The sequence below is a fragment of the Streptosporangium sp. NPDC003464 genome, assembly GCF_053588315.1.
This window is the reverse complement of record NZ_JBSFPS010000314.1, coordinates 1-10,989: the sequence shown is the minus strand read 5'-3', so window position 1 is coordinate 10,989 and position 10,989 is coordinate 1. Positions and strand designations below refer to the sequence as shown.

Here is a 10,989-nt window from a genome sequence, read left to right as displayed (position 1 = left end):
TGGCGTCGGACTCCACCAGCAGCGCGTGGGCCGCCCCCCGGGACAGCGCCTCCAGCCCGACCGCGCCGGAGCCGGCGTAGAGGTCCAGCACCCTCGCCCCGTCCAGCGCGCCGAGCAGCGACCCCACCGTGGAGAAGATGCCCTCCCGGGCCCGGTCACTCGTGGGGCGGGTCCCCCGCCCCGGTGGCACGGCCAGCCGCCGCCCCCCTGCGCTCCCCGCGATGACTCGACTCACCCGTCCATTGTCTCAGTGCCGGATGTCACCCCTCGTCCCACAATCTTGGCCAACAGCCCGCCCCGGCAGCCCGGCGTGTCGCGGCGGATCGCATAACCGCAGGTCAAAAGGGTCTGGGGAGGTGATCTAGGTCAAGAGTGGGCAAGGAGTGGCGACGAAAGCGCAAGGGTCGTTCCACCCGGTCCCGACGCCTTGCATGATGAGTCGTGCGGCCTCCAAGTGACCCAGGGGGAGGCCGACCGGCGTGATCGTGAGCCCTTCCGCACGCCGGTGCTCTCGGCACCTGACCCGAGAGTGGGCCCAGGCGGGGACGGCATTCGGGGGGAGGCCGTCCCCGCAGTTGGGCGTCCGCCCCGCATCCCGCCGCACCGCCGGCGGCCCCCTTCCGATCCTCAGGTCTTCTCGAGATATTCCGCGCGCTCGTCGGCCAGGAGCCGGTCGATCTCCATCCGGAGGACGGGGTGCCCCGCCAGGTCGGGGTCGGCCGTCAGCATGGCCTCGGCGTCCTGGCGGGCGGCGTGGATGACGTCCTCGTCACGCAGGAGCTGGAGCATCTTCAGCGACGACCTGCGGCCCGACTGGGCCACACCCAGCACGTCACCCTCACGGCGCTGCTCCAGGTCGACCCGGGACAGCTCGAAGCCGTCGAGGGTCGCCGCCACGGCGTCGAGCCGCTGGCGGGCCGGGGTGCCGCCCAGGGAGTCGGTCACCAGCAGGCACAGGCCGGGCAGCCCGCCACGGCCGACCCGGCCGCGGAGCTGGTGCAGCTGGGAGACGCCGAACCGGTCGGCGTCCATGATGACCATGACCGAGGAGTTGGGGACGTCGACGCCGACCTCGATGACCGTGGTCGCCACCAGGACGTCGACCTCGCCCCGGGTGAAGGCCCGCATCACGGCGTCTTTCTCCTCCGGAGGCAGCTTGCCGTGGAGCACCGCCGTGCGCAGGCCCCGCAGCGGACCCTCCGACAGCATCTCGGCCACCTCCAGCACCGCCAGCGGCGGGCGCCGCTCGTCGTCGTCCTTCGACAGGTCGCCCTCGTCCCCCTCCAGGTCGCCGATGCGCGGGCAGACGATGTATGCCTGCCGGCCGAGCTCGACCTCCTCGCGCAGCCGCGTCCAGGTGCGGTCCAGGAAGTGCGGCTTCTCGGCGGCGGGCACCACGTGCGTGGTGATCGGGGCGCGCCCGGAGGGGAGCTGGGAGAGCGTGGAGACCGTGAGGTCGCCGAAGACCGTCATGGCGACCGTGCGCGGGATCGGGGTGGCGGTCATGACCAGCACGTGGGGGCGCCCGCCGCCGGCCTTCTCGCGGAGCGCGTCGCGCTGCTCGACGCCGAAGCGGTGCTGCTCGTCCACCACGACCAGACCGAGGTCGGCGAACTGCACGCGCTCCTGGAGCACCGCGTGGGTGCCGACCACGATCCCGGCGGTGCCCGAGGCCGCGTCGAGCATGGCCGAGCGGCGGGCCGCCGCGCCCAGCGAGCCCGTCAGCAGGGCGACCGCGGTGCCGCCGAACATGCCGCCGGCGGCCAGGTCGCCGAGCATGGCCGAGATCGACCGGTGGTGCTGCTGGGCGAGCACCTCGGTGGGCGCCAGCAGCACGGCCTGCCCTCCGGCGTCGACCACCTGGAGCATGGCCCGCAGCGCGACGACGGTCTTGCCCGCGCCCACCTCGCCCTGCAGCAGCCGGTGCATGGGATGGGCGAGGGCCAGGTCGGCCGCGACCTCCTCCCCCACGCTCTGCTGCCCCTCGGTGAGCTGGAACGGCAGGCGCCCGTCGAAGTCGGCCAGCAGCCCGTCGCCGCGCCGGGGCCGGGGCGTGGCGGGCCAGGAGGCGGCGGCCATCCGGCGCTGCAGCAGCACGGCCTGGAGCAGGAACGCCTCGTCGAACTTGAGCCGTTTGCGGGCCCGGGTCACGTCGCCGTGATCGCGCGGCCGGTGGATCGCCAGGAGCGCCTCGGCCAGGCCGGGCAGCTTGTGCCGGGCCCGCAGCTCGGCCGGGAGCGGGTCGTCGAGGGGGCCCATGGTGTCGAGGACGACCCCCAGCGCCCGGCGGATCGCCCAGGGCGTCACGTCCTTGCCCGCCGGGTAGATCGGCACCAGCGCGGCCGCGAACTCCTCGGCTCCGGCCTCGCTCTCGTCGAACATCTCGAACTCGGGGTGGGACAGCTGCCACCTGCGCTTGTCGCCCTGTCCGAACGCGCCGACCTTCCCCGCGAACATGCCCCGCCTGCCCGGCCGCAGCCGTGTCTCGGCGATGTGGGAGGCCTTGCCGAAGAACGACAGGTAGATCCTGCTGCGCCGGCCGTCGACGACCTCGACCTCCAGCCAGGTGCCGCCCTTGTTGCGCATCGGCTTGCGCATGGCCCTGGTGACCTCGCCCACCACGGTGACGTGCTCGTCGACCTGCAGGTCGTCGAGATCGGTCAGCTCGCCGCGCTCGGCGTAACGCCGGGGGTAGTGCCGCAGCAGGTCGCCGACGGTGCGCAGGTCGAGGACGCTCTCCAGCAGCTTGGCCGTCTTGGGGTCCAGTGCCTTCGCCAGCGGCTCGTCAAAGCTCGTCACCCCAAGTTTCTACCGTGTCCGGGCGACAGAATTCACGCGGCGCCCCCTGCCCGCTCACCGCCCGTCACCGCACCGCCCCCGGCCCGTCCGTCGCCGGCGCGCCGTACCGTCCCCGGCCGCCCGCCTCCCCACCGGCCTTCCCGTCCGCCGCGGCGCCGGGCTCACTCGACGCCGATGAGCAGCGGGTAGCCGCCCTGCCCGCCCTCGTACAGGACGACCTCGACGTCGGGCCTGGTCTCGGCCAGATGGTCCTGTACGGCCCGCGCCAGCCCCTCCGGCGCGTTGACGCCCTGGAGCATGGTCACCAGCTCGCTGCTCGCCGACACCATGCGGCGGGTGATCTCAAGGGCGGTGTCCACGAGGCCGGTGCCGATCACGGCGGCGTCGCCGTCGATCACGCCCAGGACGTCTCCCGGTACGGTCAGGCCCGCGCTCGTCATCACCTCCCGGTCGGCCACCCAGACGTGCCCGTGGCGGGTGTGCGCGGCCGCCTCGGTCATGGCCACCACGTCGTCGTCGAAGCGCCTCAGCGGGTCGTGGACGGCCAGCGCCGCCAGACCCTGCACCGAGGCCCTGGTGGGCAGCACGCTGACCACCAGCCCCTCCTCGCGGGCGATCTCGGCGGCGGCCACCGCGACCTCGCGGGTCCCGCTGTCATTGGGCAGCACCACGACCTCCGTGCCGGCCTCGCGGATCGCGGCCAGCACCGCCGCCAGGGGCGGGCTGGAGCCGGGCTCCCGGCGGACCACCACCGCCCCCGACTGCTCGAACACGGCGCCCAGCGCGGGCCCGGCGGCCACGGCCACCACGCCCCGTCCCCGGGCCGCCGGGTGGGTCCGGCCGGAGCCGACCAGGTAGGTCACCTTGATCCGGTGGGGCCGGCCCACCCGCATGGCCGCCTCGATCGCCGCCCCCGCGTCGTCCACGTGGACGTGCACGTTCCACAGGCCGTCGCCGCCCACGACCACCAGGGAGTCGCCGAGCGCGTCCAGCTCGCCGCGGAGCGCGCCGACCGCGGCCTCGTCCGCGTCGAGCAGGTACATGACCTCGTAGCCGGGGCCCTCCCCCGCCTCCGGGCCCACCTCCGGGGCGACCCTGTGGGCCGGCGCCGGGATGTCGACCCGCCCGGTGTAGGAGTCGGTGACCACCGCGGCGAGGCTCTCCAGAATGATCGCCAGCCCGGCCCCGCCCGCGTCCACCACACCGCTGCGGGCGAGCACGTCGAGCTGGTCCGGGGTGCGGCGGAGCGCCGAGCGCGCCTCGTCGGCCGCCCTCCTGGCCACCGAGGCGAGGTCTCCCGTCAGGCCGCGCACGGCCCCGGCGACCGCGGTCAGCACGCTGAGCACCGTGCCCTCGACCGGCCTGGCCACCGCGCCGCGGGCCAGCTCGGCGGCTCTGACCAGCCCGCGCCCGAGATCGGCGCCCCGCCCCTCGGCCGCCCTGAGCACCTCGGCGAGGCCGCGCAGCGCCTGACTGACGATCACTCCGGAGTTGCCGCGGGCACCGAGCAGCGCGCCCTGCGCGAGCGTCTGCCAGGTGGTCGCCGCGTCGGCGTCACCGGGCAGCCCGTCGAGCGCCTCGGCCGCGGAGAGCATGGTCAGGTGCAGGTTGGTGCCGGTGTCGCCGTCGGGCACAGGGAAGACGTTGAGCGCGTCGATCTCCTCGCGCGCCTTCCCCAGCGTCTCGGCGGCCAGCCGTGACCACCGCCGGACCGCCGGCGGGTCGAGAACCTGCAGCATGCCTGCCCTCCACCCTTCCGATATGCGCTACGGTTGCTCTGGAGATTATCCCCGTTCGGCCAGTCATGGCGGCCCGTGTTGGCATGCAGGGCCGGACATCGGATATCCTCGTGTGGCCAGCCGGTTGTCCCGGCGTGCCCGATGACCGCCTGCTTGTGCGGCGGATCGAGCCTCTCGACTGATAAAAGGAGCGAACCGTGGCTTCCGTCTGCGACGTTTGCGCTAAGAAGCCGACCTTCGGCAACAACGTCTCCCACTCGCACCGCCGCACCCGCCGCCGCTGGAACCCGAACATCCAGCCCGTGCGCGCAGTGGTGAACGGCACGCCGAAGCGGCTGAACGTGTGCACCTCCTGCATCAAGGCCGGCAAGGTCACCCGATAGTCAGGCTTCCTCGCAGCCCGTCGCCCCGGAAGGGGTGACGGGCTGTTGCTTTTCCGGCCTCTCCACGGGGTCGCCGCCCCGGGCGGCCGGTGCCTGTGTGGGCGCTCCTCCAGGTCAACGCCCTGGGCACCTTCCGGTCCCGGTCGGTGCTGGAGGGGAGCGTCCCGGAGGTCCGCCAGACGTCCGCCCCCCACCGGGTGAACCTCGCCCGTGCCCGCGTCCGGCTGGGCTCCTCGCCGGGATGCCCGGAGGCCGGGCAGGCCGCCCGGAGGGCCGGCCCGCTCCGGCGCCTGGGCACCGGCCCGATCGCCAGGATTCTCTAGGGCGTTTCCTGTGGGCCCGCGTCCCGGCGCCACCGCCAGGCGTGGTCCACCGGGCCGATGCCCTCCCCCAGCGCGAACCCGTGGGCGATCGCGCCCGTGACATATGTCTTGGCCCGCTCCACGGCGGCCGGGACGTCCTCGCCGCGCGCCAGGTAGGAGGCGATCGCCGAGGCCAGGGTGCAGCCGGTGCCGTGGGTGTGGCGGTTGTCGTGGCGCTCGGCGGTGAAGCGGAACTCGCGGGTGCCGTCGGTCAGCAGGTCCACCGGGGCGCCGGGCAGGTGGCCCCCCTTGATCAGCGCCCAGGTGGGGCCCAGCTCCAGGACCGCCTCGGCGGCCCGGCCCAGGTCGGTTTCGTCCTCGACCTTCACCCCGGTGAGCTGGGCCACCTCCCAGAGGTTGGGGGTGACCACGGTGGCCGTCCGCAGCAGGCGCGACTTCACCGTGTCGACGGCCTCGGGGGCGAGCAGCGTGTCGCCGTGCTTGGAGACCCCCACCGGGTCCACCACGACCGGCGCCTCGACCCCGGCCAGCACCTCGGCGACCACCTCCACCAGCGCGGGCGAGGCCAGCATCCCGGTCTTGACCGCCTGGACGCCGATGTCACCGAGCACCGAGTCGAGCTGGGCGCGCACCGCCTCCGGCGGGAGCTCCCAGTATCCCTGGACGCCCAGCGAGTTCTGTGCGGTCACCGCGGCGATGACGCTCATGCCGTGCACGCCCAGGGCGAGCATTGTCTTCAGGTCGGCCTGGATCCCGGCGCCGCCGCCGGAGTCGGAACCGGCGACGGTCAGCACACGAGGAGGGGTCGGATCGGTCATGTCTCCATCCAACCAGCTCCGGCTCAGACGACCGAGCACTCTCCCCGGGTGCTCCAGCAGCTCCGCGGGGCCTGTGCCCGGCCCTGCGCGGTGAAGGTGAGGACCAGGTTCTCGCCGGCCTCCAGAGACGCGGCCGGCCCGATGACCAGGGTGTCGCCGTTCTGCTCCCAGCCGGCCCCGCTCACCGAGGTGACCTCGCCGCCGACCGGCAGGCTCAGCGTCAGGTCGGTGAGCCGCTCTCCGGCGGTGACCACGAGCTCGGCGGTGTAGACCTCCGCCTTCTCCGTGACGACGCCGAAGTCGACCGTGATCGCCGCGCCGCCGGCCGCCGGGGGGTTCGGCGTGCCGGGGTCGTCCGGGATGGAGGGCTGGGGGTCCGGGGGCTGGGTGGCGTCCGGGGTGTGCGCAGGGTCCTGCGTCCGGGTGTCGGTGACGAGGGACTGGCCGGTCCGGCTGGGCTCGGGCTCCGGCCGCTCGGTGGGCCGCGCGGGCTCGGTGCGCCGGGCGCGGGTGGCCGTCGGCGTCGGGGTGGGGTCCGCGGTCGAGGTGCGGCCGGTCCGGCTGCGGGTGGCCGCCGGTGTGGGGGCGGGGTCGGTCTCGCCCTTCTCCGCCGTCTCGGACTCCTGGCTCGGCGTGGGCTCCCCGGTCTGGTCGGCGGTGCCGGCCAGGTCGGTCGGGTACGGCTCCGACTGGTCCGGCGTCTCCGCCCGGCAGCCGCTGGGCGGGCAGTCGGCGGTGGACCCGGCGGGGCTGCCCAGCATCTGGACTCCGGCCACGGTCCCGCCGAGCACCACGGCCACCGCCGCGACGGCCAGCACCAGCGTCCTGACCCGCCCACCGGAACGGCGCTTCTCCTCGGGCCAGACCGAGTCGGACAGCTCCGAGGTGGCCGACCACCCCGATCCCAGGAACCCGGCCCGGGGCTCGGTCACCGCCGACTCTTCGGGACGGAGCCGGCGCCCGATCGGCTCGTCGCGATAGTCAGGCTCCGGGGTGGGCTCCGGCTCGCGTCTCCCCCGGTTGCGGGGGGCTTGCTGGTCATGTCCACCGTGGCGGCCCATGTTGCCCCTTTCTCTCGGGAATCTCGACCGCCCATCTTCATACCAGTTTAATAACCGTTTGTGGCAAATTTAACTGATGTCACATGAGTGGGAAACGTCACTTCCGGAAGTGATCCCAGCCGCCGTGCTCCAGCTTGCGGCCCCTGACCTGTACGCCCTCGCCCTCGGTCACCCGGCCGACCACGGTCCATCCGGGCGGGAGCCGTACGTCCGCGGGGAAGGTCGCGGCGAGGGCGTGGTCATCCCCGCCGGTGAGCACCCACTCCAGCGGATCGGCGCCGAGCAGGCGGGCGGCCTCCTCCAGCGGCGCGGGGACGGCGAAGTCCTCGGGGGCCAGCACGATGCCGATCCCGCCCGCCTTGGCGAGGTGTCCCAGGTCCTGGAGCAGGCCGTCGCTGACGTCGAGCATCGAGGTCGCGCCGAGCGCGGCCGCCTCCGGGCCGCGGGCGTAGGGCGGCCGGGGGCGGCGGTGGGCGTCGATCAGCTCCGCCGGCTCGCTCAGGCCGCCGTCGAGCAGCGCGAGCCCGGCGGCGGCGTGCCCGAGCCGCCCGGCCACCGCCACCGCGTCGCCCGGACGCGCTCCCGAACGCGTGACCGGTGCGCGCCCGCCCAGGTCGCCCAGGGCGGTGACGCCGATCACCACCAGATCGCAGCGGGTGATGTCGCCGCCCACCACGCTGGCGCCGACGAGGTCGCACTCGTCGCGGAAGCCGTCGGTGAGGTCGTCCAGCCATTCGGTGGCCGCCTCCGCGGGCAGGCCGAGACCGACCACGATGCCGGTGGGGTCGGCGCCCATCGCCACGACGTCGGACAGATTCTGCGCTGCGGCTTTTCGACCGATGTCGTACCCACTGGACCAATCGCGACGGAAGTGCCTACCCTCGATCAATAAGTCTGTCGTCACGACGACCCGGCCGTCTGGAGCGCTCACCATCGCGGCATCGTCTCCGGGACCGAGCAGTACGGCTCTTCCCTGGGGCAAACGCCCAGTAATACGTGCAACAACTCCGAATTCGCCGAGATCTCCGACTGTGATGACGCACCTCCCGTTCATCACAGGGTACGGTGGCCCTTCGGCACTGATCCAATCGCCCGGGAGGACGTTATGGTGCAGGCCTACATCCTTATCCAGACCGAGGTCGGCAAGGCGGCGAACGTGGCCGGGGAGATCTCAGGGATCTCCGGCGTCACCCAGGCCGAGGACGTCACCGGCCCCTACGACGTTATCGTCCGCGCCGAGGCGCGGAACGTGGATGAGCTAGGCAAGCTTGTGGTGGCTCAGATTCAGGCGGTCGAGGGGATTACACGTACGCTTACGTGTCCAATCGTCCACATTTGACCTTTCAGGAACATGCGTGATGTCACTCCGGTTCGCTCGTTGGACGGGGTACGCCTGCGCCCTGCTGATCCTGGCGGGATGCAGTAGTACGGTCCGGGTGGATCCCCCCACCCCGGAGGGTCCGGCCGCCGCCGCGTGCAGGACACTCGGCGAACGGCTGCCGCAGGAGCTCGACGGCGCCGCCCGGGTGGAGACCACCCCGGCGTCGCCGTACGTCGTGGTCTGGGGGGAGGCCGGGATCGCGCTGCGCTGCGGGGTGCCGCGGCCGGCGACGATGACGGCCACCGAGCAGGTGCCCGAGATCGACGGGGTGGCGTGGTTCTCCGACCCCGCCAGGCCGTTGCTGTTCACCTCGGTCGGCCGCGAGGTCTACGTGGAGGTGACGATCTCCCGGCAGCATGTCCCGGAGAACGTCCTCGTCGACCTCGCGGCCCCCATCAAGGCGGCGCTACCGTAGGCCCGGCGACCGGCGCAGCGCGAGCTGGATCAGCCGGTCGACCAGGTCGGCGTAGGACAGGCCGGTGGCGGCCCACAGCTGCGGCGCGACCGACATCGCGGTGAAGCCCGGCATCGTGTTGATCTCGTTGAGGACCAGCCGGCCGTCGGTGGTGTAGAAGAAGTCGACCCGCGACAGGCCCTCGCAGCCCAGTGCCTCGAACGCGCGCACGGCCATCGCCCGCAGGTTCTCGGCCACGTCGGCGGGGATGTCCGCGGGCACCGACAGGGACATGTCGTCACCGATGTATTTGGCCTCGAAGTCGAAGAACTCGTGGTCGCCGCGGACCAGCACCTCACCGGGCACGCTGGCCCGCGGGGCGTCGTCGCCCAGGGACTCCAGCACCGCGCACTCGATCTCGCGGCCCACGATCGCGGCCTCGACCAGCACCTTGGGGTCGTGCTCGCGGGCGAACTCGACGGCCGACTCCAGCTCCGCCAGGTCGTGCGCCTTGGAGATGCCCTGGCTCGACCCGGCCCGGGCGGGCTTGACGAAGACCGGCCAGCCGAGCTCCTGGACCTCCTTGAGGACCCGGTCCCGGTCGGTGCGCCAGTCACGGTCGCGGATCACGACGTGGGGGCCGACGGGCAGGCCCGAGGCGGCGAGCACCATCTTCATGTACGCCTTGTCCATGCCGACCGCGCTGGCCAGCACCCCGGAGCCGACATAGCGGACCCCGGCCATCTCCAGCAGGCCCTGGATGGTGCCGTCCTCGGCGAACGGCCCGTGCATCACCGGGAAGACGACGTCCACCCGGCCGAGCTCGACCGGGATGCTGCCGGGCTCGGAGGCCACCAGCGTGCCGCCGCCGGACGACAGCGCCAGGCCCGTCCCCCCGGCCTCGACGGCCGGCAGCTCGTCGCCCTCGATCGCGTAGCGCTGGTCGTCCGAGACGAGCACCCACCGGCCGTCCTGGGCGATTCCGATGGGGACCACCTCGTACTTGGACCGATCGATGGCCTCCAGCACGCTACCGGCTCCGAGGATGGAGACGGCGTGCTCGGAGTTACGGCCACCGAAGACGATTGCGACCCTCGGCCGGGTTTCGTGCTGCTCGCTCATGATGACCGAATCTACCCCCTCTGAGAGGTCAATCCGCCTGTCAGACGCGCCTATCCCGCCGATTCGGGGAGGGAGTCCAGCGCCTGGGTCACGTCCATGATCAGGTCTTCGGCGTCCTCCAGGCCGATGGAGAAGCGGACGGCCGCCGCGTCGATCCCGGAGGCCCCGCCGGCCGGCCGGCCGGTCGAGGCCAGGTGCGCGGCCTTGGTCCGGGTGCCGCCGACGGAGGTGGAGATCGAGGCGAGTCTGAGGGCGTCGATCAGCGCCGTGCCCGCGCCGTGGCCGCCGCGCGGGGTGACCGTCACGCAGGCGCCGTATCTGGTGCCCTCGGGCCCGGAGTCGAACAGGTGCCTGGCGAGCTGGTGACCCGGGTGCCCGGGCAGGCCGGGGTAGTCGACCCGGCGGACGGCGGGGTGCTTGGCCACCGCCGCGGCGAACACCATCGCGGTGGCGCACATCCGGCGCACCCGCAGCGGCAGGGTCTCCAGCCCCCGGCGGAGCAGGAAGGCGTCGTCGGGCGAGAGCGTCCCCCCGATGTCGACGCAGACCTCCCGGAGCCGGGCGATCAGGGCGGGACGGCCGACCGCGACGCCGCCGGTGCAGTCGTCGTGGCCGCCGAGGTAGCGGGCCGCGGAGTGGATCACCAGATCGGCGCCGTGCTCCAGGGGGCGGCAGACGACGGGGGTGGCGAAGGTGGAGTCGACCACCAGCAGCGCGCCGGCCCTGCGGGCGATCCGGTAGAGGCCGCGGATGTCGGCGACGGCCGTCGTCGGATCGGACAGCGTCTCCGCGTAGATGATCTTCGTGTGGGGCTGGATCGCCGCCTGCACCCGGGCCGGGTCGCCGTAGTCCACGAAGGCGGCGTCGACCCCGAACCGGGACAGCACATTGGTGATCAGCGAGTGGGTCCCGCCGTAGAGCGGGGCCGGGGCGACGATGTGCGTGCCCGCGCGCAGGAAGGTCATCAGG

At 73.1% G+C, this 10,989-nt stretch carries 12 protein-coding genes; 4 read left to right on the top strand and 8 right to left on the bottom strand.

The features are described 5' to 3' along the window. The 3 genes from ACWDS7_RS41970 to ACWDS7_RS41960 form a co-directional block, all read right to left on the bottom strand. Positions 1 to 235, bottom strand: a 235-nt coding sequence (locus ACWDS7_RS41970; protein ID WP_451933823.1) for an RsmD family RNA methyltransferase, incomplete at its 3' end; no start/stop codon positions are given. A gap of 392 nt (positions 236 to 627) precedes the next feature. After that, positions 628 to 2,799: an ATP-dependent DNA helicase RecG gene (recG, locus tag ACWDS7_RS41965; RefSeq protein WP_451933822.1), complete on the bottom strand. Its 2,172-nt coding sequence runs from the start codon at positions 2,797 to 2,799 to the stop codon at positions 628 to 630. 161 nt (positions 2,800 to 2,960) lie between these two features. Then, the gene (locus ACWDS7_RS41960; protein WP_451933821.1) at positions 2,961 to 4,538 is read right to left on the bottom strand and encodes a DAK2 domain-containing protein; all 1,578 of its coding nucleotides are present in this window, start codon (positions 4,536 to 4,538) and stop codon (positions 2,961 to 2,963) included. Between the two features lie 197 nt (positions 4,539 to 4,735). Here ACWDS7_RS41960 and rpmB point away from each other — a divergent pair, with 197 nt between their 5' ends. Together rpmB and ACWDS7_RS41950 are read left to right on the top strand one after the other, a co-directional pair. Continuing rightward, on the top strand, positions 4,736 to 4,921 hold the full coding sequence (rpmB, locus tag ACWDS7_RS41955; RefSeq protein WP_012894387.1) for a 50S ribosomal protein L28: 186 nt from the start codon (positions 4,736 to 4,738) through the stop codon (positions 4,919 to 4,921). Positions 4,922 to 5,010: 89 nt separating this feature from the next. Beyond that, positions 5,011 to 5,244, top strand: a complete 234-nt coding sequence (locus ACWDS7_RS41950) for a hypothetical protein (RefSeq protein ID WP_451933820.1) — start codon at positions 5,011 to 5,013, stop codon at positions 5,242 to 5,244. Here the strand turns inward: ACWDS7_RS41950 and thiD are convergent. The 3 genes from thiD to ACWDS7_RS41935 form a co-directional block, all read right to left on the bottom strand. Continuing rightward, complete coding sequence (gene thiD, locus ACWDS7_RS41945; protein WP_451933819.1) at positions 5,241 to 6,062, bottom strand: bifunctional hydroxymethylpyrimidine kinase/phosphomethylpyrimidine kinase; 822 nt, start codon at positions 6,060 to 6,062, stop codon at positions 5,241 to 5,243. The two genes, ACWDS7_RS41950 and thiD, sit on opposite strands and share 4 nt — an antisense overlap. A gap of 23 nt (positions 6,063 to 6,085) precedes the next feature. After that, entirely contained in the window at positions 6,086 to 6,994 is a 909-nt protein-coding gene (locus tag ACWDS7_RS41940; protein ID WP_451933818.1) for a hypothetical protein, read from the bottom strand. A gap of 226 nt (positions 6,995 to 7,220) precedes the next feature. After that, positions 7,221 to 8,177: a thiamine-phosphate kinase gene (locus tag ACWDS7_RS41935; RefSeq protein ID WP_451933817.1), complete on the bottom strand. Its 957-nt coding sequence runs from the start codon at positions 8,175 to 8,177 to the stop codon at positions 7,221 to 7,223. A gap of 51 nt (positions 8,178 to 8,228) precedes the next feature. Here ACWDS7_RS41935 and ACWDS7_RS41930 point away from each other — a divergent pair, with 51 nt between their 5' ends. Beyond that, entirely contained in the window at positions 8,229 to 8,462 is a 234-nt protein-coding gene (locus ACWDS7_RS41930) for an Lrp/AsnC family transcriptional regulator (protein ID WP_306865049.1), read from the top strand. A 19-nt stretch (positions 8,463 to 8,481) separates the two neighbouring features. Further along, positions 8,482 to 8,919, top strand: a complete 438-nt coding sequence (locus tag ACWDS7_RS41925) for a DUF3515 domain-containing protein (RefSeq protein WP_306865046.1) — start codon at positions 8,482 to 8,484, stop codon at positions 8,917 to 8,919. Here ACWDS7_RS41925 and ACWDS7_RS41920 read toward each other — a convergent pair. Both ACWDS7_RS41920 and ACWDS7_RS41915 read right to left on the bottom strand, forming a co-directional pair. After that, positions 8,911 to 10,020, bottom strand: coding sequence for a D-alanine--D-alanine ligase family protein (locus ACWDS7_RS41920; RefSeq protein WP_451933816.1), 1,110 nt, complete (start codon positions 10,018 to 10,020; stop codon positions 8,911 to 8,913). The two genes, ACWDS7_RS41925 and ACWDS7_RS41920, sit on opposite strands and share 9 nt — an antisense overlap. Before the next feature lie 50 nt (positions 10,021 to 10,070). Then, a partial coding sequence (locus ACWDS7_RS41915) for a trans-sulfuration enzyme family protein (protein WP_451933815.1) occupies positions 10,071 to 10,989 on the bottom strand: 919 nt, incomplete at its 5' end.